The organism is Hymenobacter aerophilus DSM 13606, assembly GCF_000382225.1.
In the GTDB taxonomy this organism is placed as follows: domain Bacteria; phylum Bacteroidota; class Bacteroidia; order Cytophagales; family Hymenobacteraceae; genus Hymenobacter; species Hymenobacter aerophilus.
On the sequence record NZ_KB907804.1, the window covers coordinates 45,397 to 68,362 of the forward strand.

The window sequence follows — 22,966 nt, forward strand, 5'->3', positions numbered from 1 at the left end:
CGTTTTTCCTCCGTTAATGAGTAAGGCTAAGGCGTACTTCCAGTTGATTAAATTTCGGCTGGCCCTCACGGTGGCTTTCTCCAGCGCCATTGGCTACCTGCTGGGGGCCAACGAGCTGCACTGGGGGCGGGCGCTGCTGGTGATGGTGGGCGGGCTGGCCGTTACGGGAGCCGCCAACACCATCAACCAGATATTTGAAATCCACCTTGACCGCCAGATGAAGCGCACGGCCCAGCGCCCGCTGCCGCTGGGTATTCTGAGCCCCTTGGAGGCTTGGGTGTTCACGTTCGTGCTGGGTGGGGCCGGGCTGGCGCTGCTGGCCCTGGTGTTCAACCCGCTATCGGCGGCGCTGGCGTTGCTCTCGCTGATTCTGTACGGGTTTGTGTACACGCCGCTGAAAACCATTTCGCCTATTTGCGTGGCCGTGGGCGCCATTCCGGGCGGGTTGCCGCCGCTTATTGGCTGGGTGGCCGCCACCGGTTTCCTGGGCCTGCAGGGCTGGATTCTGTTCGGTATTCAGTTTATGTGGCAGTTTCCGCACTTCTGGGCCATTGCCTGGGTGCTCGACGACGACTACAAGAAGGCCGGCTTCAAGATGCTGCCTTCGCCCGGCAAGAAGGATCTGCGCACCGCTTTCCAGATCATGACCTACACGCTGGTTCTGATTCCGCTCAGCCTGCTGCCCTTCTACTTCGGCATGACCGGCACCGTGTACCCGATGGTAGCGGCCATCTGCGGCGTACTGTTCCTGATGCAGACCTTCTACCTGATGCGCACAGTGAGCAAAAAAGCCGCCATGAGCATCATGTTCGGCTCGTTTCTGTACCTGCCCATCGTGCAGATCGCGCTGGTGCTGGACAAGATGTAATCTTTGCCTGGAAGTGAGATTTGAAACCTGAGAAGTGAGACAAAAGGCTCGCTTTTTATGTTGAAAACAAGCGGACTTATCTGTTCCCGCCTAGGGTTGGATGTCCGTCTCACTTCTCATATCTCACCTCTCACTTCTAGAAATATGCTTGCTAACGAAGCCCTGAACACCAAGGAGCCGGCCACCGGAATACATCCGACCCGGTTTCTGCTCATGCTGATGATGGTCAGCATTTTCATGATTTTTGCCGCCTACACCAGTGCCTACATTGTGCGGCGCAACGAGGGCAACTGGCTCGAATTCGATTTGCCGGCCGGCTTCCTCTACACCACCATTCTGCTGGTGCTGAGCTCGGCTACGGTGCAGTGGGCCTGGCTGGCCGCGCGCCGCAACGACCTCAAGCAGGTGCGCCTGGCGCTGGTGCTCACCTTCGGGCTGGGCCTGGCATTTTTAGTGGGCCAGTGGCTGCTCTGGGGCCAGCTTATCGACCAGCGGGTGTTTTTTGCGGGCACCGATTCCAACCCTTCCGGCTCATTTCTGTATGTATTAACCGGGGTGCACGGTTTTCACCTGATTACCGGGCTTATCTTTCTGCTGATTGTGGTGCGGAAAAGCTTTAAGTATCAGGTGCATTCCCGCGAAATGCTCTCCATTGGCAACGTTACCATCTACTGGCACTTCCTGGGCGTACTTTGGTTGTACCTGTATTTGTTCTTACTTTTGAACCACTAGATTGTTGTAAACTCCCCCGCACGCTATGTCCACCATTTCCCCGACGACGCAGGCAATTCCCGATTCCGCCCTGGACAAGCCGCGCACCGGCACCTGGGACGGCGGCAATGAGCCCCTCAATGCCAGCTATGGCAAGCTGATGATGTGGTTCTTCCTGCTGTCGGACGCCTTCACGTTCGCTGCCTTCCTGACCACCTACGGCCTCATCCGCCACAAGTACCTAGTGTACGAGGGTGCGGCGGAGAACTTCGTCACCTCCACGGCCTACTGGCCCATTCCGGAGAAAATCTTCAACGCCTTCCCCGGCCTGCACGGCCTCGACCTGCCACTAGCTTTCGTGGCCCTGATGACGATGATTCTCATCTTCTCGTCGGTAACGATGGTACTGGCCGTGGAAGCCGGGCAGCGTTTCGACCGACAGGACGTGCAGAAGTGGCTGTTGTGGACGATTCTGTTCGGCGCCACCTTCCTCAGCTGCCAAGCCTGGGAGTGGAGCCACTTCATCGCCGGCACCGATAAGGGCATGCTGATGAACGATGGCACGGTGATTCATGGCGCCAACCTGGCCGTGAACGAGTACGGCCCCGTACTGTTTGCCGACCTGTTCTTCTTCATCACCGGTTTCCACGGCACGCACGTATTCTCGGGCATCTGCCTGCTGATTTACTGCTTCATCGCCACCACCAACGGCACGTTCGAGAAGCGCGGCCACTACGAGATGGTGGAGAAAATCGGCCTCTACTGGCACTTTGTGGACCTGGTGTGGGTGTTCGTTTTCACCTTCTTCTACCTGGTTTAATTTTCCTGGCTCCGTAGCCGGCTGGCACCCCAAGGGGCCGCCAGTCGGCTGCCGCGTTTATCCTCTCTACTCATGGCTAACCACACCACCCAACTACCGGCCCATCCCGGCGAGATTCCCAAGCCCAACACGGCCTGGATCTGGAAAACCTTCTGGGTTATCACGGCTATTACGGCGCTGGAATTCCTGATTGCCTTTACGATGCCTTCGAGCACGCTGCGCAATTCCATCTTCATCATCCTCACCATCTTCAAGGCCTTCTTTATCGTGGCCGAGTTCATGCACCTTAAGCATGAAACCAAGGGACTGATCTGGACGATTATGATTCCGATGGGTTTGCTGATCTGGCTGCTGGTGGCCCTCATTACTGAAGGCAACGCCATCCATAAAGCTATTTTCTAGCCCATGCGGCCCCAACAAGTTCTGCTGTTGGGCCTGATGTTGCTGGTTCCGGTACTGGCTTTTCTGTTTCTGAAAAGCTTTGGCACCAACCGTTACGCGCTGCCTTTTTACCTGCCCGAGCGTGTCGATTCGACGCTTGTGGCCGGAAAATGGCAGCGCGATACTGTTTTCCACCAACTGGGTCCCTTCCGGCTGCGCGAGGGCGCGGGTGGGCGCGAGGTGTCGGGCGCCGAACTGCGGGCTGCGGGCCTATACGTGCTCAGCACCCTGCCGCCCGGCTGCCCGCCCGATTGCCAGCGCCAGACGGCCCAGCTGGTGCGGGTGCAGGAGAAGTTCCGGCAGGACCCGCGCGTGCGGCTGGCCTCGGTGCTCACCGGCTCCGACTCGGTAGCCGCGGCTGCCCGCTATGCCGAGCAGGCCGGGGCCATTGCCGGTAAATGGTTTTTCCTGACCGGAAACGAAAGCACCGTGGCGCGGTTGTTACAGCAGGAGTTCCGGCTGCCCGCCGCCAGCGCTACGCCGCCCCCCGCAGGCACCCCGGCGCTCGTCGTGCAGCTCATCGACCGCGACGGCTACGTGCGTGGCCGCTACGACGGCACCAGCGAGCGGGATATGAACCGGCTCATCACCGAGATTACCGTACTGCTTTACATCTATGAACACCCCTGACCCGCTTGTTAACCCCGCCGTTGGTGCCACCAAGTACAAAGTGCTGGCGGCCGTGCTCGGGGTAGTGGTGCCCGTGGCAGTGGCCGTGCTCTACTATTTTCCCGGCGTGTTCGTCATTCCCGGGCTCAATGTGAAGTCGCTGCCGGCCGTCAATGCCGGGCTCAACTCGCTCACGGCCGTGTGCCTGATGCTGGGCTACTACTTCATCCGGCGCCAGCAGGTGGCCCGTCACCGGGCCATGATGGGCCTGGCGTTTCTGCTGGGCTCGTTGTTTCTGGTTTCCTACGTGGCCTACCACTCGCAGGTAACCAGTGTGAAGTTCGGGGGCGAGGGGCTGATTCGCTACGTGTACTACTTCATCCTGCTCACGCACATTCTGCTGGCTGCCATTACGGTCGGGCTGGTGCTGTTCACGCTGTATTTTGCCCTTACCGAGCAGTTTCAGAAGCACCGCCGCATTGCCCGCTGGACCTATCCGGTGTGGCTGTACGTATCGGTAACGGGCGTTATCGTGTATTTCATGATTGCGCCGTATTACACCTCCTAGAAGTTGCCGCGGCCGAACCTTCGGGGCCGGCTTTGCGGTTAGTATAGTATCACGCTTAACCTTTCTTTGCCATGAAAAAACTTGCCATCACGGGCCTCCTGGCCCTCGTCGTTACCCTGCTGCTGAGCGTGCTGGTACCAGCCCCGGCGCAGGCCCAGTGCACGCTGTGCAAAACCCAGTTGGTTGCGGGCGGCAAAGACAAGGACAGCTACGACACAACCGGCCTCAACAAGGGCATCGTGTACCTAATGACCATTCCGTACATTCTGATTGGCAGCGTGGGCTTTTTCTGGTACCGTCACACGCATCAGCAGAAAAAGAAAAAGGCGGCGGCTCATGACGGAATCTAGCGCTTACCCCGCGGCGGCCGGCTCGGCACTGGCGGGCATTGTGCAACAGCGCTGCCCGCGCTGCCGCCGGGGGCCACTGTTCACGCATTCGGCCCTCAACCTGGCCCACTTCACCGAAATGCCGGCCCACTGCCCCGTCTGCAACCTGGCCTACGAGCCTGAGCCGGGCTTTTACTGGGGCGCCATGTACATCAGCTTCGGCTTCTCGACGGGCATGATGCTGGTGATTGGCTTTCTGGTATACCACCTGCTCGGTGACCCCGATACGTGGGTGTACATCACGGCGGTGGCGGTAATGGCCGTGCTGATGACGCCGTTCAGTTTGCGCTACTCCCGTACTCTGATGCTGTACCTGTTCGGCGGCGTCGACTACAACCCGCGCTATGCGGCCGGCTCCTGACTCCAATCAGGCAAGCCGGATGCTGCAATAAATCAGTTGAAATCTGCGCCACCTTCGGGTGGCGTTTTTTTTTGGCCCCAAGGTTGTAGGTTTACGGGGCTGCCCTGCAGGCATTGGCCGCAAAGCACCGACCGTGGCTTGGCTAGTGCCCATTTATCCATCAGATTGCAAGCGGATAGCTGGCAGCTAAAGGCGAACAGCTCTACATGAAATTTCGTCGCTATCTTCCGCTACTGCTGTTGCTGCTGGGTTTGCAGTGCTTTGTGGCGGCTTACGTGAGCAACCGCTTCGGCCAGGATCCGCAGGTGCTGCTGCGGTCGTCGGCCGCGCGGTTGCAGGACGTGCTGATGGAGGCCGAGTTTACGGGCGAGCGGGAATCGACCGATGTGCTGCAGCGGCTGGCCACGGGCCGCGTGGATTTTCGCAGCCTCACCAGCCACACCACGTACCCCACCTTCGTGTTCCGGGGTGAGCAGTTGCTTTACTGGTCCGACCACGCCGTGCGGCCCGATGTGGAGCAGGCCACCCAGCGCTACCACGAGCGGCTGGTAGAAACCCGCTACGGCAAGTTTCTGGTGCTGCGCCACGCCGAGGGCGCCTATGTGCTGCTAACCTACATTCCGCTCGAAATCAGCTACGGCATCAGCAACCGCTACCTGCGCGACGGCAACGGCCAGGGCATTTTCCAGGGCCAGAATGTGCGGCTGGTGGTGGAACGCACTGACTCCGGCCGGCCCCGGCTCATGTCGAACGAGGGCAACTACCTGTTTTCGGTCGAAAGCCTGCAGGCCGATGCCATTACGGGCAAATACCTGCCCCTGGGGCTGCTGCTGCTGGGCGTGGGCAGCTACGTGGCGGCTTGGCTGCTGTGGGCCCGCCGCCGGTTTGCCCACGGCCAAGCCCTGCAGGGCGTACTGCTGGTGGTGCTGCCGCTGCTGGCCCTGCGCGCGGCCATGCTGCAGCTGGGCCTGCCGTTTTCGCTGCTCGAAATCCGCCTCTTCGACCCGCGGGTGTACGCCGCCTCCTGGCTCTCGCCTTCGCTCGGCGACCTGCTGCTGAACGCGCTGCTGCTGGGCCTGGCGGCCTGGTACGCGCTGCGGCTGTTCCGGCGCTACGGTTTGCCGCGGCAGGTGCAGCAGTTGCGCCGCTGGCAGCTGCGCATGGCGCTGGGCGCCGTGGTCGTGCTTGGTTTCTGGGGGCTGCTGGAGCTGCTCTACGATTTCTACACCAGCAGCTTCAGCAACTCGCAGCTGCTGCTCGACATCACCCAGGACATTCAGGTAAGCCCGTTTAAGGCGCTGCTGGGCTTGGCTATTGTGCTGCACACCGCCAGCTACGTGGTGGGGTTTTACATGCTGGCCCAGCTGTTTGTGCGGGTGGTGCGGCCCTCTACGCGCTACGTGGGCGTGGTGGCGCTGCTGCTGTCGGCGGTGCTGTTCCTGACGGTCGGGCTGGGCTGGCAGCTGGTGCATTGCACGCTGCTGGGCCTTACGCTGGTCTTTTTTCTGGGGCTGCGGTTTACGGGTCTGAAATCGGGAGTAGCGGCGGTAATGCCCTACCAGCTCTACCTGTTCGTGTTCGTGCTGCTGGCCCTTAGCTCGGCGGTGGGGGCGCTGGCCCTCTACGAGCACTTCAACCGCCAGCTCACCCTCAACAAGCAAAGCCTGGCCGGCAACCTACTCACCGACAACGACCTGCAGGGTGAATACCTGCTGGTGGAGCGCGGCCGCGAAATGGCCCGCGACCCGGTGCTGCGCACCATGCTGGCCAGTCCCTTCGTCAACCTCGACCTCATCAAGCAGAAGGTGGTGAAATACTACCTGCGCGATTATTTCGACAAGTACGAGGTGCGGGTGCTGCTGTTTCGGCCCGAGGGGCGGGGCGTGGCCATCGGCGGCAACCTGCAAACCACCCGCGACTACCTGCTGCGCAACGCCAGTCCCACCGACCACCCCAACATCTACCTGGTGCGCGACGGCAGCCGGGCCTTCAACTCGCGGCGCTACGTGGCCTTTATTGCCGTGCCCGCCCCCGAGGCCGCGCAGGGCAGCAGCACCATTGCCCTGGAGCTGACACTGAAAAAGCTGACCGCCAACAGCGTGGTGCCCGAGCTGCTGGTCGACCAGAAGTTCTTTCAGCCCCGCCTGGGCACCGACCTGAGCTACGCCGGCTACGACAAAGGCCAGCTGGTGTACAGCGAGGGCGATTTCGACTACATCAACGAGCTGCCCGCCCGGCTCTTCGACGACCCACGCCTGTTTTCCACGGGCCTCGCGCTCAACGGCTACCACCACCTGGCCGTGCGCAGTACGGGCAAGTCGGGCCGGCTGGTAGTGGTATCCACGGCCACGTACTCGTTTGTCGACTGGCTGGCCAATTTCTCATTCCTATTTCTGCTCTACAGCTTCTGCTGGCTGCTGCTGATGGGCGTTATCCTGCTGGCCCGCGGGCGCTACCGCTCGCTGCTGCGCACCAATTTCAGTACCAAAATTCAGGTGTTTCTGAACCTGGGCGTGCTGGTGCCGCTAGTGGTGGTGAGCGGCGTAATTGCCGGGCAGGTAACCAACTCCTACAAGCGCGATTTGCTGCGCTCCTACCTGCGGCGGGGCCAGGCCGTGCAGGAAAACCTGCTCAAGAACCGGGCGCTGCTGGCCGAAGATGCCAACCGCGCCGACCTGGTGGAGCTGGCCGAAAACGTATCGGCCCTCACCGAAACCGACCTCAACCTCTACGACGCCCACGGCGAACTGCTCGTCAGCAGCCAGCCGCTCATTTTTGAGGCCAGCCTGCTGAGTACGCTGATGAACCCGCGGGCCATCACCGAGCTCAGCGAAGACGAGCAGCCCCGCGCCCTGCTCACGGAGCGGGCCGGCACGCTTTCGTTCAACGCGCTGTACCTGCCGCTGCGCGCCAGCGTCGTGCAGGGCGGGCGGCCGGGGCCGGTACTGGGCTACGTGGGCATCCCGTTTTTCGACTCCGAAAAAGACCTCGACAACAAGCTTACCGAGCTGGTGAGCACCATTCTGAACATCTTCACGCTGATGTTCATTCTGTTCCTGGGGCTGGCCTTCCTGGCCTCGCGCCTGCTGACCGAGCCGCTGAAGCTGCTGACCGAAAAGCTGCGCCAGACTACGCTAACGGGCCAGAACGAGATGCTGGCCTACGAGTCGGACGACGAGATTGGGCTGCTGGTGCGCGAGTACAACCAGATGCTGCTCAAGCTGGAGGAAAGCAAGCAGGAGCTGGCCGTGCAGGAAAAGGAAGCTGCCTGGCGCGAAATGGCCCGGCAGGTAGCCCACGAAATCAAGAACCCGCTCACGCCCATGAAGCTGAGCCTGCAGTTTCTGCAGCGCGCCATCCAGGACAAGCGCCCCAACCTGGAGGGGCTGCTAACCAAGGTGTCGCAGACGCTGATTACGCAGATTGACGTGCTGACCGACATTGCCACCTCCTTCAGCAACTTCACCAACCTGCCCGCCATGCGGCCCGAGCGGCTCGATGTGGTGCCCATTCTGCGCCGCTGCGTGAACCTGCACCAGAGCCGGCCCGGCGGCGGCGGCATCCGCCTGACGCTGCCCCCAGGCACCGAAGCCGGCCAGTACGTGGTGTTTGCCGACGAAAGCCTGCTGGTGCGCACCTTCAACAACCTGCTTATCAACGCCCTGCAGGCCGTGCCCGACGACCGCGCGCCCGAAGTGGTGGCCATTCTGGAGCCCCTGAGCGACGAGCCCGGCCAGGGCCGCGTGCGCATCTGCATTGCCGACAATGGCACCGGCATCCCGGCCGAGGTGCAGCCCCAGATATTCGTGCCCAACTTCACCACCAAGGAAACCGGCTCGGGCATCGGGCTGGCCGTGGCCCGGCGCGGCATCGAAAGCGCCGGCGGCCACATCTGGTTTGAAACCGAAGACGGCGTGGGCACCCGGTTCTATATTGAGCTGCCGCTGGCGGGGTGATATGGGAAGTAAAAGAGAAAAGTGAAACTGTATAAGTGGCCTGACGCGCAGGAATGTTGACGCCGGCGACGGGCCTTTATTGGCGAAAACAGCCATCCGGTGCGATGCCGGATTTTATCCGGGCCGGCAGACGTTGCCGCCTGGCCCGGCGTTAGGTAGAAGCCCCACGGGAAACCGCTCTGGAATGGATGATCTTTAATCTGTCCTTGCTGCTTGTTGACTTGCGGCGCCTGTGGAGGCGGCCGCTAGGGCTGCTGTGGCTATTGCTACTGCTGTTGTCCGCCGCGGCCCAGGCCCAGCAACGACCCGCGCCCGCCGCTGCCGATGCGCCGCCCAGCACCCGGCGCTGCGTGTGGGTACGGCTGGCAGCGGGGCAGGATACCACCCTGTTCAGCCTGCCCGATACGCTGACGGTGGTGCCGGCCTCGGTGAGCCTCAACGGCCGCTCGGTAAGCTACGACCCGGCCACCGACCAGTACCGTTACGTGCGGCCCAGTTCGCGCTTTCCCAGCCCCGAGCCCGGCCGTCCCGATATTGTGCTGCCGCCCGCCGGGCCCGACTCGGTGCTCGTGTGCTACCGGGTGCTGCCGCTGCGGCTGGCCGCGCCCCGCTACCGGCGCCCCCGCAGCCTGCTCGACACGCTGGAGCTGTGGCGGCGGCCGGCGTTCGGGGAGCAGGATTTTTCGGTGAAGGAGCAGATTCTGAGCACGCCGGGCATCAACAAAACCGGCAACCTGTCGCGGGGCATCTCGTTCGGCAACGCCCAGAACGTGTTCGTCAACTCCTCGCTCAACTTGCAGCTCGAAGGCAAGCTCACCGACAACATCGACCTGACGGCGGCTATATCCGACCAGAATGTGCCCTTCCAGCCCGAGGGCAACACCCAGCAGCTGCAGGAGTTCGACCGCATCTACATCACCCTCACCAACCCGCGCTGGAGCCTGACGGCCGGCGACGTGGTGCTGCGCAACAAGCCCGACTACTTCCTGCGCTACTACAAAAACATCCAGGGCGGGGCCGGCGAGGTGAATTTCGGGCAGCTGCCGGCCGGCGGTTTTGGCGGTGGGGTAGGGGCGGGCGTCAGCAACCAGCAGCTGTTTCAGTACCCCAACGCGGCGGGCGGCAGCACCGGCACGTTCATCACCAGCCCGCCCACCGTGGCCCCGGCGGCCGGCTCGGGCCAGCAGCAGCCCGGCATCAGTCCCAGCCTGCCTACCGACCCCTACGCGCCGCGGGGCGGGGCGCTGACGCCCAACGGTACCGGGCCCAACGCCAGCCAGAGCGTAACTACCCGCCGGGCGTCCGGGGCGCGCCAGCCGCTGCTGTCGGTGGCGAAAGGGGAGGCGTTTGCCACCACGTCGGTGGCGGCGGGCGGGGCCAAGGGCAAGTTTGCCAGCATCGATATTGCGCCCCTGGAGAACGTGCAGGGCCCGTACCGGCTGCGCGGGCCCAACGGCGAGCAGTTCATCATCGTGCTGGCTAACTCCGAGCGCGTGTACCTCGATGGCCGGCTGCTGGCCCGCGGCTTCGACGCCGACTACATCATCGATTACAACCAGGCCGAGCTGACGTTTTCGCCCCGCCACCTCATCACCAGCAACACCCGCATTAAGGTCGATTACGAGTATTCCGACTTCAACTACGCCCGCTCGCTGCTCACGGCCAGCCACTACCAGCAGCTGGGCCGCCTGCAGGTGCACGCCAATTTCTACCGCGAAGCCGACAACCCCGACAACTCGCCCAACCTCACGCTCAACGACGGCCAGAAGGCCCTGCTGCGCCGCAGCGGCAACGTGAGCCGCGTAACGGCCCCCGGCGATACGCTCGTACCCTACGACCGGCGCCAGATTCAGTACCGCCGCGAAACCCAGCCCGACCCTGCCACCGGCCAGCCCGTCAGCGCGTTCGTGTATCCGCCTTTGGACACGCTGGGCCTGGTGTACAACGTGCAGTTTACCAACCTGGGGCCGGGCCAGGGTGCCTACAACCTGGGCACCACGCCCGGCGAGGCCAATGCCAACGGCCGCGTGTACACGTTTGTGGGCGCGGGCCGCGGGGCCTACGCGCCGGTGCGGGTGCTGCCCACGCCGCTCAAAAAGCAGCTCCTGACGGTGGGCACCAGCTACGCCCTCGACTCAACGGCCACCGTGTTCGTCGATCTGGCTTCCTCGGAGCTGGAGCTGAACCGCTTCGCCAACGAGGGCGAGAAGGGGCAGGCCATGCGCGTCGGCTACGTGGTGCAGGACCGGCCCGTGAACCTGCCGGGCCTCACGGGCTACCGGCTGCGCAGCAACATGGATTACGAGTACACCAGCCGCCGCTTCACGCCCATCGACCGGTACCGCGACATTGAGTTCGACCGCAACTGGAGCACCAGCAACACGCTCATCAGCAACAACTTCACGCCCCGCGAGGAGAATATTTTCAATGCCGGCGTGGGGCTGATAAAGGATGCCAATAATGCCCTGGGCTACCGCCTGAGCCGCCGCTACCGGGCCGGCGAGGTGAGCGGCGTGCAGCACTGGCTCGATGCGGCTCACCAGTTTGGCCGCCTGCAGGTGCGGGGCAACCTGTTTCTGCTGAACTCCGAGGCCGGCCGGCGCGAGTCGCGCTGGGCGCGGGGCGAGGCGGCGGCCCGCTACGTGGGCGGCGCCCTGGAGCCCGGCTACGCCTACCGCTTCGACAAAAACCGCGTGGCCCGCCCCGCTGGCGACTCGCTCACGTCAGCCAACTACTACGACGAGCACGCCCTGTTCGTGCAGAGCCGCGACACGGCCCGCATCAAGTTCCGGGCTGATTACAGCTTTCGCCGCGACCAGACGCCTAACGCCGAACGCACGGAGTTGCGCGAGCGGGGCCGCGCCCACACCTGGCAGGCTACGCTCAGCTCGCACCTGAGCGCCACCCAGGACCTCAACATCCTGGCCACCTACCGCGACCTGCTGGCCCGCGACACCGTGGGCCAGTCGCGCCCCGGTGCCCCCGCGCCCGGTTTCGTGCGCGACCGGACCGTGCTGGGCAAGCTCGATTGGAACGCCTCTTTCTGGCAGAACACCGTGCGCTCGGAGCTGAGCTACGCCGTGGGCACCGGCCGCGAGCTGCGCCGCGACTTCGCCTACCTGGCCGTGCCCAACGGCCAGGGCACCCACTACTGGAACGATTTGGACGGCGACGGCCTGCAGCAGAAAAACGAGTTTTTCGAGGCCCAGACGCCCGACGCGCAGTTCCGCACCTACATCAAGGTGTTTCTGCCCACCGACGACTACCTGCCCGCCTTCACCAACCGCTTCAGCTACCGCCTCACGCTCTCGGCCCCGCGCGAATGGCGCGAGGCCACCGGCTGGCGCGAGCTGCTGGGCCGCTTTAGCACGCTCACCACCGTCACGCTCGACCGCAAAAGCACCGAAAATACGCTCAACGCCCGCCTCAACCCCTTCGCCTTTCAGACCGATGACGCGCTGCTGTTGAGTTTGAACAAACTGTTGCGCAATACGCTCTACTTCAACCGCTCCAACCCTATTTTCGGGGCCGAATTCACAGTGCAGCAAACCCAGCAGAAAGTGCTGCTGACGCAGGGCTTCGACACCCGCAACCTGGCCAGCCAGAACCTGCTGCTGCGCCGCACGCTGGCCCGCTCGTTCACGGGCCGGCTCAACGGCACCCGCGCCATCCGCGAAAACCAATCCAGCTACCTGGAAACGCGTAATTTCCGGGTCGAGCAGTACGAGCTGGCGCCCGAAGTAAGCTACCAGCCGTCCACCGTCTGGCGCTTTACTACCACCTACCTGTTCACCACCAAGCGCAACCTAGCCGGCTCCGATGTGGGCACGAAAGGCACCTTCCACGAACTGGGCCTCGAAACCCGCGTCAGCCAGGTGGGCAAGCGCACGCTCTCGGCCACCGGGCGCTACGTGGGCGTGGGCTTCGCGGGCAACCAAAGCAGCCTCGTGGGCCTGGAAATCCTCAACGCCCTGCGCCCCGGCACCAACTTCACCTGGAACCTGAACCTGGAGCAGCGCCTGAGCAACGGCCTCAACATCACGCTGGCCTACGACGGCCGCAAGCCCCAGGGCCTAGCCCCCATCCACACCGGCCGCATGCAGGTGGCGGTGCTGTTTTAATGAAAATTCTACCTGAAAATGAAAAAGCATTTCCTTCTCCTCTTTCTATTAACAGGCAATTTTGTTTCATGTATCGTAGTTGATGATAGATTAAGGGTAATCAATAAAACGAATGCTAGTATTGTGGTTGAAACTTACCAGGATACGGTTCCTAATTATGCTAATACTAATAACAAAGAATATTATCTTGAAAGGTGCATAGCTCCAAATGACAGCACAAGGTTATTTCGTCCAACTAAAGAAGGATGGCCTCAATTCGTGGAGCATGCCAATCAGAAGCAACTAAATTTGGTTATGTATTCCTGCGATACTTTAGAGAAATATTCTTCTATAGATACATTGATAATTCGCAAAATTTATAGGAGGAAGCAGATAAATTACAGTGTTTTAAAAGGTAAGAAGCAATGGAGAATAGTCATCGAATGAATTTATAAGATTATCAATTCTAATCATTTTGATTTGAATGTCGTGGTTATACTACCGCAACTCTACCAACCGCCGGATAGCCGGCAGCACCGCCAGCTCCGTCTGTCCGGCCGGCTTATTTAAGGCATCCAGCTGTTTCAGCGCGCTGGCCTGCCACTCGGTATCGGGTTGTTGCTGCTTTTCCAGCAGTGCCAGCCGCTCCAGGCCCAGGGCGGCGGCGGCGCTCAGGGCGGCCGAGAGCGGGGCGTACTCGGTGAGGGTGGGAGAGGAGCCCAGCCGCGGAATCAGTTTAGAGTGGTTGGCCTGCCAGGTTTGTAGCTGCTGGCGCATGGCTAGAGCAGTTCGGCGGCTGTCGGCAACTAGAAATATAGGTCCGTAGGAATCCGAATTCGTATAAATCCTTAAGCTGTCAACCATACAGTTGAAGTCGCGGGCCACGTCCGATTCGGCCGGGGCGGCATCGACGAGGCGGTTGAGGGGCGTGCTGGGCGTGTAGGTGAAGCCCTGGAAGTGGCGCTTGTACTCCTTGACGGGCTCCAGCACCTGAGCCAGCGTGCGCAACGTGCCCACGTCGGTGGGGCCGGCCAGCTGCCGCAGCAGCTGCTCGGGGGCGTTGCGGTGCTGCAGCCCCAGGCCCTCCAGCTGCCGCGACACGGCGGCCAGGCGGCGGTACATATCGGCGGTATTGTTCACGTCGCGGGCCGACCACAGCCGCTCGGCCACGGCGGCGGCGCGGGGCCAGATGCGCGAATCGACAATCACGCTGTCGGCAAACTCGCTCCACATGGCGGCTTCGCCACCCAGAATCAGCTTCTGCTGCGCCGGGGTCAGCGGGTTGTCGGCCGGCAGCGGGTCGGTGCCGTAGGCGTTGGCGGCCGACAGGTTAAGGTCGAGGTAGTAGCCGTTGGAAAGAATGGTTGGGTTGCCGGCTTTGGCGGCATCGTAGAGGCCCTTTTTGCCCCGCCAGCTCTGGATGGCGGCACTCTTGGGCAGGCCGGGGCCCAGGATTTCGTCCCAGCCCACCATCTGCTTGTGGTACTTGGTGAGGATGGTGAGCACCCGGCGGTTGAAATAGGTTTGCAGCGCGTGCTTGTCGAGGGTTCTGCCATCCGATTTCAACATCTTCTTCGCCTTGGCAAACGCCATGATGCGCGGGTTGCCCCGCCACTGTCGCCCGTCGTTTTCGTCGCCTCCGATGTGGAAGTAGGGGTCGGGAAACAGGGCCGTCATCTCCCCAAACAGGGTGTCGAGCAGTTGGTAAGTGGTTTCTTTGGTCGGGTCGAAGGCCACGTTGGCCAGGCGCCAGCTCTGGTACACGGTTTTGTAGAGCGTGTCGCCGGAGGCCAGAATGGGGTAGGCCGCCTGCCAGGCGATGGTGTGGCCGGGCACGTCGAACTCGGGCAGCACCCGGATGCCGCGGGCAGCGGCGTAGCGCAGCACCTCGCGCACCTCATCCTGGGTGTAGTACTGCCCGCTCACTTCGTGCAGGCGGGGCAGCGTTTTGCTTTCCACCCGAAACCCCTGGTCATCAGAAAGGTGCCAGTGCAGCACGTTGAGCTTGACGGCCGCCATGGCATCGAGGTTGCGCTTGATGACGCTGACGGGCATAAAGTGCCGGGCCGCGTCCATCAGCAGCCCCCGCCAGGCAAAGCGCGGCTGGTCCTGAATATCAACTTCGGGCAGCAATACGTTGCGGCCGGCGGCCTGGGGCAGCTGCTCCAGCGTGGCCAAGGCCCGCAGCACGCCCAGGCTGGTGGGCGCGTCAATCGTGATGCCGCTGGGCGTTACGCGCAGGCTGTAGCGCTCCTCGTCGAACAGCTCGGCCCGGCCCACCTTGCCGTAGTTGATTTGCAGCGGCAGCGAAGCCGCTGATTGATTTCTGGCCGGCACGTTCAGCCCCAGCCGCGCCAGGGTGCGGGTTACGGCGGCGGCAGTAAGCGAGTCGGGCGGGCCCTGAAACAGCGGCCGCAGCGCAGTTTTGGGCTTCAGCGTGGCCGTACCCCAACGCACGGTGGTGGGCACCGGCAGCAGGTTGCGGGTGTCGGCAGTGGGCTGGCTGAACCCCGGGCGGGCCAGCAGAATGACAAGCAGCAGCAGAAATGAACGCATGGGCAAGGCAGGCGGGTGGTACTGCGAAGTTAGGCTATCAGTTGCCAGTTGCCAGTTGTCAGTTGTCAGTTGTCAGTTGTCAGTTAGGAGAACGTCATTCAGAGCGGAGCGAAGAATCTCGCTCGGGCTCGTTGAACGATTACCGATGAACGACTCAAGCGAGATTCTTCGCTTCGCTCTGAATGACGTTCTTTCCCTAATCCCTAATCCCTAATCCCTAATCCCTAATCCCCTCAAATCAGCCCCCGGGCCTTGAACTCCAGATACTTGTTGATGGTGTTGGCCGTCAGGTTCTGGGGGGCGGTGAGCAGGGCGTGGATGCCGTACTGGTTCAGCTCGCGCACAATCTGGCGCTTCTCCTGGGCGAATTTCTCGGCGACGGTTTGGTTGTACACCTCCTGGGTGGTGGTAGCGGGGGCGTTCAGGTAGGCGCTCAGCTCGGTGTTTTCGAAGAACACGACCAGCAGCAGGTGGCTTTTGGCCAGCCGGCGCAGGTAGGGCAACTGGCGCTGCATGCCGTAGAGCGTCTCGAAATTGGTGAACAGAATCAGCAGGCTGCGCTGGCGGATGTGGTGGCGCACCGTGAGGTAAAGGCGCTCGTAATCGGTTTCGAGGTACTTGGTTTTTTGGCGGTAGAGCACCTCCAGCAGCTGGCGCAGCTGGCCGCTGCGGCGGTCGGCGGGCACCATGGCGCCGGGCTGATGCGAGAAGGTGATGAGGCCGGCCTTGTCGTGCTTGCGCAGGGCAATGTTGCTGACGACCAGCGTGGCGTTGATGGCGTAATCGAGCAAACTCAGGCCCTCGAAGGGCATGCGCATCACCCGGCCCTTATCAATGAGGCAGTACACCTGCTGGGCGCGCTCGTCCTGGTAGTGGTTTACGGCCAGCGCGTCGGCGGCTTCGGGCGTGGTGGCGCGGCGGGCGGTGGCCTTCCAGTTGATGCGGCGCGGGTCGTCGCCGGGCACGTAGGGCCGGATCTGGTCGAACTCCAGACTCTGGCCCACCCGCCGGATGCGCTTCACGCCCACTTCCGTGAGGCGGTTGCTGGCGGCCAGCAGCTCGTACTGCTGCATCTGCAAAAACGACGGGTACACCGGCACCACGCGGTTTTCATCGAACCGGAACCGCCGCCGCACCAGCCCCAGCGGTGAGGCGGCGTACACGTTCAGGGCCCCAAACTCGTACTCGCCCCGCTTGGTGGGTCGCAGCTGGTAACGAATCACGCTCGTCTCGCCCGGCTGCACGGCGGCCCGAAACAGCACGTCGCGCCGCTGAAACTGGTGCGGCACCTCGTCGATGGTTTGCGTCTGGAGCGGGAAGCGGTAGCGGTTTTCGAGGTACAGGGCCACGTCGTTGTCGGAGCCGTTGGCCAGCTTGTCGCCCAGCATGCGCCGCCCGAACACGCCCCCGCCGGTGCCATACAGCAGCACCGCATCCAGCAGCGTAAGCAGCGCCAGCAAACCCAGCGCCAGCTGCAGCGGCACCAGCCAGCCCGGCAGGAAAAAGGCCACGGTCAGGCCGATAACCAACGCTGCGAGAGCCAGGAAAAAGCGAGAGGTGAGAAGAAAGCTGCGCAGAAAGGGCATAACTAAACCAGGGCTAAAAGTTAGTTCCCCTCCTTGGAAGGTAGGGGCCAGGGGTGGTTGACCTCGTTGAACGGTGCAACTGTAAGTCGTTCAGGCGCGCTGTTCAACGAGCCAACCGCCCCAGCGGCGGCCGAGCCGCCGCGTCTCCTCCTTAGCTAAGGAGGGGAGTGTCGTTCTTCGCGCTTTGTGCTTACCGCGGAACTTCAATCTGCTGCAGAATCTGCTTCACTACATCATCCGGGGTGCCGCCTTCCATCTCGCGCTCGGGCGTGAGCTGGATGCGGTGGCGCATCACTACCGGAGCCAGGTACTGGATGTCTTCGGGCGTGATGAAGTCGCGGCCCCGCAGGGCGGCCAGGGCTTTGGCGCCGTTGAGCAGCGCCAGCGAGGCCCGGGGCGAGGCGCCCAGGTACAGGCCCTTGTGGGCGCGGGTCTGGCCCACGAGGCGGGCAATGTACTCCAGTAGCTTGGGCTCGACGTGCTGGCGGCGCACCTGCTCGCGCAACTGCCGCAAGTCGTCGGCCGATACTACGGCCTGCACTGCCTCCAGCGGCGTGCCGCCAAAACCGGCGTGGTGGCCCTGCAGAATGGCAATTTCCTCCTCCACGGTGGGGTAGCCCACATTCAGCTTGAACAGGAAACGGTCGAGCTGGGCTTCGGGCAGGCGGTAGGTGCCTTCCTGCTCGATGGGGTTCTGGGTGGCCAGCACGATAAACGGCGCGGGCAGCGGGTAGCGGGTGCCGTCCTGCGTTATCTGCCGCTCCTCCATCACTTCAAACAGCGCCGACTGCGTTTTGGCCGGGGCGCGGTTGATTTCGTCAATCAGCACCACGCTGGCGAAGATGGGGCCGGGCCGGAATTCAAACTCGCCCTTCTGGGGCCGGAACACGGAGGTGCCCAGCACGTCGGAGGGCATCAGGTCGGGCGTGAACTGCAGGCGGCTGAAGGGCACGCTGAGGGTGCGAGCCAGCAGTTTGGCCGTGAGCGTTTTGGCCACGCCCGGCACGCCTTCGAGCAGCACGTGGCCGTCGGCGAGCAAGGCCGTAAGCAGTAGCTCCGCCAGGTCGCGCTGCCCCACAATCACCTTGCTCAGCTCGCCCCGAATAGCGTCGGCGTGGCGGCTGAGAGGACTCAGGTCGGTGCGCGGGGCGAAGTCGGCCGGAGGGGTTGATGTAGCCGGAGCAGTTGGATCCGCTGCCGTGCCGGTGTCTGCAGAGTCCGTGGTAGTCGGAGCAGCGGGGCCGGCGTTGGGCTGGGAGGTTGGTGTCTGGTCAGCGGAATCCATGTGCAGGTTATTCTCCATATTGAGGCGGGGTTTGCAAAGCAGGGTTGATATAATGCTAGCGTATGCTTCCAGATATTGCCTGAAATGGCTTGTTTGAGGCTTTGAGCTGATGTATTGGAATAATCATAAAGAAGAAAAAGTCAATTTGATACGATAGTGCAATTTAGGCGGCCCGCTGGCGGAACCGGTTAATGGCTTGGTTTAGCGCTAGCAGTTCTTCATCCGAAACCTGAGGGGCGGTGCGGGTGCGATTGATGCGACGCACCAGCTCGTCCAGCTCGGGGCGCGGCACACCGGCCTTTTGGGCCAGCCGCTCGCGGGTCGGCTCGTCGCTCAGGTCGAGGCCGGGCTCATGGTAGCGGGTGCGCAGAAAATCCTGGAACAGCCCGATTTTCTTCTCGGCAATAAGCGCGTGGTTGCGGCCCTGCCGGTAGAGGCTGGCCACGGTGCTCGTAAACAGGAGCGTAGTGTTGGGCAGCGGCCGGATGATGGGGATGATGCGCTGCCGCCGCCGGGCCTCGAACAGTACGAACAGCGCCATGCCCGCCAGCCCCACCCACAAGGCCCAGCGCAACGGCTCGTGCGCCGCCAGCACCCGCAGCAACGACTGCTCGCCCAGGGGCCCCTGCTTCTGGTACTCATCCCAGAAAACCGGCTGCCCCGCCGGCAAAGCCGATAGCGCCGCGAAGGCAAAACCCGCCGTGGCCGGCCGCAGCAGGCGCAGGTTGCTGAAGGCGGCCGGTGTGGAGCTCAGCAGAATTTCGCCCCGGCCCACGGGCACGCGCACCAGCACCGGCCGGCGTCGGGCATCGTGGGCCAGCACCGTGGCCCGGCTGCCGGCAGTGGCCCTAAAAAAGTACGCTACTTCGGCGGCCGGGAATGGGTAGCTTTTGGCGGCGCCGATCGGCGGGTTCACCAGTGTAAGGGTGGTGTTGCGGGCCCGGGCGCCGCTGCCGGCCGGCAAGCCGCCGCGCCGCAGCCGCCGCAATAGCAGCAGGCTGTCCAGCTCCAGCGCCGGCCGCAGCTCCAGATGCAGCGAGTCGAGCAGATTGCCACTGATGTTTTCGCCCGTTATGAGCACGTGGCTGCCCTGGGCCGCGTAGCGCAGCAGCGCGTCCTGGTCGAGGGGCGAGCAGAAAAAGCCGTCGTTGATGAACAGGTAACTGGCCCGGTCGGGGCGCAGGGCGGGCGCCGTGTTGCCGCTGATGGTGGTGTCTCGATTCACATCGGCCCCCAAACCGGGCAGCAGCTCGTTGGCAATGGGCTGGCGCACGGTGCGCACGGGCTGGCCCGGAAACAGGCCCGGCAGCTGGTCGTAGAGCACGTAGGTGCCGTAGGGGATTTTGTCGCGGTTGATGAACGTGGGCGTCCAGTCGGTGGGCTGGGGCCGGAAATACTCCACCGCCACAAAGGCCACAAACAGCCCCACCAACCCCAGCAGCAAAGCACGAAAACGAGTCATTTTTTTGAGCTGCTTTTTTGAGCTATTAGCTGACAGCTGTTAGCTGTTAGCTTTCGTTCTGGTGGCCGACTGAGAAGTCAGGGATAAGGTGAAAAATCTATTCTGTGTATAAAGGATAATGGTTCGTCAGCTTTAAGAGGACAGACAAGCTAACAGCTGTCAGCTAGTAGCTAAGAGCTTTTTTACGCCCGAAATCTGGCCGATAAAGCTTAGCTGCTGCTCGCGCAGCTCGGGGTATTGGCTGGCGGCCAGTGGCAGTTCGCCGTACCAGACGTACTCGAACTGCCGGGTGAGGGCGCGGAAACCGGCGGCCAGCCGCGTACCGGCCAGCTCGCGCAGGTAGTCGTGGTTGGTTTTGTCGGGTTGCCACTGAATGAGGTTGCGCTCGGTGAGTTGGCGTAGCGTCTGCAGATAGCCCAGGCGCAGGGCCAGGCGGTAGTTGCCGGCCTGCTCGGCCCGGTCCAGCTCGGTGGCGAAGTCGATGCCGTGGATGTCCTCGGTCAGGGCCTCGTAGGGCAGGGGCAGGGCCCGACCGCGGCGGCCCAGCAGCCCCGTCAGGTCAAGGCGCAGCAGCCGCAGCAGCACGTAGCCGAATGCCGCTGCAAACAGGGCATACACCACGTAGCGGCCCCGCGTTTCGTAGGTTTTGCCCGAAAACAGCCCGGCCAGCCAGCGCCCGAAGGCCCGCCAGAACCGCGACCATACCGTGTCGGAGCTCCTGTCGGGCTCGGGTTCGGCGTACTGAAACTCGGCCTGCTGGCGCAGCTCCGCCAGTCGGCCGGCGGCCGGGCGCCGCAGCTTGCCGACCGGGGCCATATCGGGCCGCAGGCGCACGTAGCGCGGCGCCGCGGCGGTGGCCAGCGAGTCGGGAGCAGGCGGCAGCATTGGCGGGCGGGGCGGCAGCGGATTCTGAGCGTAGCCGCTGGCCGGCCCCAGCAGCAGCGCCAAGCCCAGCAGCCCGGGCAGCAGCAGAGCGGGGCGACAGCAACGCGGGCAGAGGAGTAGCGGCATGGGGGTGGAACAGGCAGATTGGTGCGGGTGGGTCGGGACGGTGGGCAGTTTGCGGCCCGGGGCGCTAAAGCAAGGAGTGGCCGGGGCGGCTAGTATTCGCCCTCATCATCGGGGCGCAGGGCCTGCGGGGCCACCACGGGGGCCGGAGCGCCGATGGCATCGACCATCAGGCGGGTGCCGGTACCGTCGCGGCGCTCGACGAGGTTGAAGTACTGAAAGCTGATGGCCACGAGAATGAACGGGTAGTAGACCAGCGTAATCAGGCTCTGCAGGGCCGAATACACAATCACCAATAGCCGCACGGAGCCCGTGTCCGCCTGGCCGCTCATCAGCGCCCCGAAAGGCAGGCCCACCACCGACAGCACCGCAATAGAAAGCATGAGAATCAGGTACATAATCAGCGTAATGACCACCAGCAGCCCGAACGTCGACCACCACTTGCCCCACGTCAGGCGGAAGCTGCGCGTGAGGCTGCCGAAAAACCCGCGCCGCTCGCGCAGCCACACAATAAAATACAGGCTCAGCGGCACAATGGCGTAGAACATGGCCACGTAGAGCAACAGCACAAACGGGAAGATCACCCAAGGTGTGGAGGCCGAAGCCAGCAGGCCCCCAATCCCAAACAATACACCCCCGATAACCATCATACCCACCGTAAACAGCAGGCCCAGCCCGATAAAAGAGCCCACCATGCCCAGAAACCGGGCCTTCACCAGCTGCCACACCTCGCCCGCCGTTACCGGCTCATCCGTCGTGCGCTCGGCCTGGAGCACCACGTAGCCCAGTATCACCAGGTGCAGCACCGCAAACAGCAGAATGCCCGAAAGCATCGTCAGCCAGAAAGTGGGCGTGAGGAATACATTTGGAACCAGGCTGCTGCTGAACGTGCTGCCAGGGCTGGAACTTTGCTTAAGCACGCTTAAACTGCTCAGCATCTGGCCCTGCAGCAGGCTGGTGCCGATGCCCGTGAGTAGCGCCAGCGGCAGCACCAGCACTACCAGCACCCGTACCAGCGGTGTGGCGTGCGCCCGGATGAAATCGAAGGTGGCTTCCATTTTCTGGCTGAAGTCGCGGCGGCGCAGAAAATCGGTGGGCCGGTTGAAGGCAAGGTGGCTGCGCATAGGTTTCTTTGAGCTGATAGCTAGTAGCTGCTGGCTGTTAGCTTTTTTCGTTTGGTGATGGATATAATGGAGTAAATTTCGTTTTCAGCTAACAGCTAACAGCTAACAGCTAACAGCTCGTCGGGAAAGCCACCACGGATAGGCCACGAAGTAGCCCAGAATGAAGGTAGCTGAGAGGCCGATGATGCTCAGGCTGGCGTAGAGGGGCATTTCGGTGTGGCGCGTTACGAAGCCTTCGAGGAAGCCGGCCACGATGAACACCGGCACCAGCGCCAGCACCAGCTTCATGCCGTCGCGGGCGCCGCGGCGCAGCGAGTCGCGGCGCGAGTAGGTGCCCGGAAACAGCAGGCTTTGGGCCATGATGGCCCCGGCCCCGCCGGCCAGCACGATGGCCGAAATTTCGAGCGTGCCGTGAATCCAGATGGTGAGCACCGAGGGCAGCAGCAGGCCTTTCTGGTGGAAGAAAAACTGAAAGGCCCCCAGCATCACGCCGTTGCGAAACAGCATGAAAAATGTGAACAGGCCCGCCGTAATGCCCCCGGCAAAGGCATACAGCGCCACGCGCACGTTGTTGAGCGTGATTTGCAAAAACATCAGGCTCTCATCGGTGCCCTTATAAATAGCCATCGGGTCGCCCTTCTCGATGTTGGCCAGCGTCCGGTTCACGTAGTCGTCGCCGAGCACCACGCGCACAAACGTGTCGTCGTAGGCGGCCGACAGGGCCCCGATAAAGCAGGTAATCAGGAAAAAAACCAGCGTAGCCAGCAGCACCCGGTGGTGGCGGATGATAATAAACGGCAGCTCGCGCAGCCAGAAATCGGCAAAGCGGCCGTGCTCCTGCTTTTTGTTTTTATACAGCGACTGGTGTAGCTTGCCCGTCAGCCCGTTCAGGTAGGCCGTGGTGGCCGACTCGGGGTAAAAGGTCCGGGCGTAGGCCAAATCGTCGGTCAGCTCCACGTAGCGCCGGGCCAGCTCGTCGGGGCCGGCCGGTGCGCTGGCTTCGTAGCGTTGCCAGCGGGCTTCGTTGAGCCGCAGAAAGACCGTTTCGCGCATTACTTTTTCCGCCTGAATAAAAGGCAGACCCGATCCGCCGGGCTAAATATACACGATTCCTGTGGGCCG

18 protein-coding genes are annotated in these 22,966 nt (G+C 62.7%); 11 read left to right on the plus strand and 7 right to left on the minus strand.

The genetic code is table 11. From position 1 onward, the window contains the following. Window positions 1–16 precede the first annotated feature (16 nt). The 11 genes from cyoE (at window position 17) to H145_RS23970 (ending at window position 13,270) form a co-directional block, all read left to right on the plus strand. Window positions 17–868, plus strand: a complete 852-nt coding sequence (cyoE, locus tag H145_RS0105035) for a heme o synthase (RefSeq protein ID WP_019947047.1) — start codon at window positions 17–19, stop codon at window positions 866–868. A 144-nt stretch (window positions 869–1,012) separates the two neighbouring features. Next, entirely contained in the window at window positions 1,013–1,600 is a 588-nt protein-coding gene (locus H145_RS0105040; protein WP_019947048.1) for a cytochrome c oxidase subunit 3, read from the plus strand. Between the two features lie 25 nt (window positions 1,601–1,625). Then, window positions 1,626–2,399: a cytochrome c oxidase subunit 3 gene (locus H145_RS0105045; protein ID WP_019947049.1), complete on the plus strand. Its 774-nt coding sequence runs from the start codon at window positions 1,626–1,628 to the stop codon at window positions 2,397–2,399. A 72-nt stretch (window positions 2,400–2,471) separates the two neighbouring features. Beyond that, on the plus strand, window positions 2,472–2,801 hold the full coding sequence (locus tag H145_RS0105050) for a cytochrome C oxidase subunit IV family protein (RefSeq protein ID WP_019947050.1): 330 nt from the start codon (window positions 2,472–2,474) through the stop codon (window positions 2,799–2,801). A 3-nt stretch (window positions 2,802–2,804) separates the two neighbouring features. Continuing rightward, window positions 2,805–3,470 carry a hypothetical protein gene (locus H145_RS0105055; RefSeq protein ID WP_019947051.1) on the plus strand — a complete coding sequence of 222 codons (666 nt, stop codon included), beginning with the start codon at window positions 2,805–2,807 and terminating at the stop codon, window positions 3,468–3,470. Beyond that, window positions 3,457–4,017, plus strand: coding sequence for a DUF420 domain-containing protein (locus tag H145_RS0105060; RefSeq protein ID WP_019947052.1), 561 nt, complete (start codon window positions 3,457–3,459; stop codon window positions 4,015–4,017). The genes H145_RS0105055 and H145_RS0105060 overlap by 14 nt, the downstream gene beginning before the upstream one ends. Window positions 4,018–4,088: 71 nt before the next feature. Then, window positions 4,089–4,367 carry a hypothetical protein gene (locus tag H145_RS0105065; RefSeq protein ID WP_019947053.1) on the plus strand — a complete coding sequence of 93 codons (279 nt, stop codon included), beginning with the start codon at window positions 4,089–4,091 and terminating at the stop codon, window positions 4,365–4,367. Continuing rightward, window positions 4,354–4,767 (plus strand): DUF983 domain-containing protein, encoded by a 414-nt coding sequence (locus H145_RS0105070; RefSeq protein ID WP_019947054.1) that lies wholly within the window; start codon window positions 4,354–4,356, stop codon window positions 4,765–4,767. Before H145_RS0105065 ends, H145_RS0105070 begins: the two co-directional genes overlap by 14 nt. Window positions 4,768–4,973: 206 nt before the next feature. Next, complete coding sequence (locus H145_RS0105075) at window positions 4,974–8,723, plus strand: sensor histidine kinase (protein ID WP_157541210.1); 3,750 nt, start codon at window positions 4,974–4,976, stop codon at window positions 8,721–8,723. A gap of 263 nt (window positions 8,724–8,986) precedes the next feature. Next, the gene (locus tag H145_RS0105080; RefSeq protein WP_019947056.1) at window positions 8,987–12,844 is read left to right on the plus strand and encodes a hypothetical protein; all 3,858 of its coding nucleotides are present in this window, start codon (window positions 8,987–8,989) and stop codon (window positions 12,842–12,844) included. An 18-nt stretch (window positions 12,845–12,862) separates the two neighbouring features. After that, window positions 12,863–13,270, plus strand: coding sequence for a hypothetical protein (locus tag H145_RS23970; protein ID WP_157541213.1), 408 nt, complete (start codon window positions 12,863–12,865; stop codon window positions 13,268–13,270). 51 nt (window positions 13,271–13,321) lie between these two features. Here the strand turns inward: H145_RS23970 and H145_RS20055 are convergent, their stop codons facing one another. The 7 genes from H145_RS20055 to H145_RS0105115 form a co-directional block, all read right to left on the minus strand. After that, the gene (locus H145_RS20055; protein ID WP_019947057.1) at window positions 13,322–15,379 is read right to left on the minus strand and encodes a beta-N-acetylhexosaminidase; all 2,058 of its coding nucleotides are present in this window, start codon (window positions 15,377–15,379) and stop codon (window positions 13,322–13,324) included. 233 nt (window positions 15,380–15,612) lie between these two features. Continuing rightward, window positions 15,613–16,965: a DUF58 domain-containing protein gene (locus H145_RS0105090; RefSeq protein WP_019947058.1), complete on the minus strand. Its 1,353-nt coding sequence runs from the start codon at window positions 16,963–16,965 to the stop codon at window positions 15,613–15,615. Between the two features lie 190 nt (window positions 16,966–17,155). After that, window positions 17,156–18,268 (minus strand): AAA family ATPase, encoded by a 1,113-nt coding sequence (locus H145_RS0105095; protein ID WP_240471663.1) that lies wholly within the window; start codon window positions 18,266–18,268, stop codon window positions 17,156–17,158. 145 nt (window positions 18,269–18,413) lie between these two features. Continuing rightward, window positions 18,414–19,712, minus strand: a complete 1,299-nt coding sequence (locus H145_RS0105100) for a DUF4350 domain-containing protein (RefSeq protein WP_157541216.1) — start codon at window positions 19,710–19,712, stop codon at window positions 18,414–18,416. A gap of 159 nt (window positions 19,713–19,871) precedes the next feature. Next, window positions 19,872–20,723, minus strand: a complete 852-nt coding sequence (locus tag H145_RS20060) for a DUF4129 domain-containing protein (protein ID WP_083937686.1) — start codon at window positions 20,721–20,723, stop codon at window positions 19,872–19,874. An 89-nt stretch (window positions 20,724–20,812) separates the two neighbouring features. Further along, a complete protein-coding gene (locus tag H145_RS0105110) occupies window positions 20,813–21,844 on the minus strand; it encodes a hypothetical protein (RefSeq protein ID WP_019947062.1) in 1,032 nt (343 codons plus the stop codon). Window positions 21,845–21,946: 102 nt separating this feature from the next. After that, window positions 21,947–22,897 (minus strand): stage II sporulation protein M, encoded by a 951-nt coding sequence (locus H145_RS0105115; protein WP_019947063.1) that lies wholly within the window; start codon window positions 22,895–22,897, stop codon window positions 21,947–21,949. Window positions 22,898–22,966: the final 69 nt, after the last annotated feature.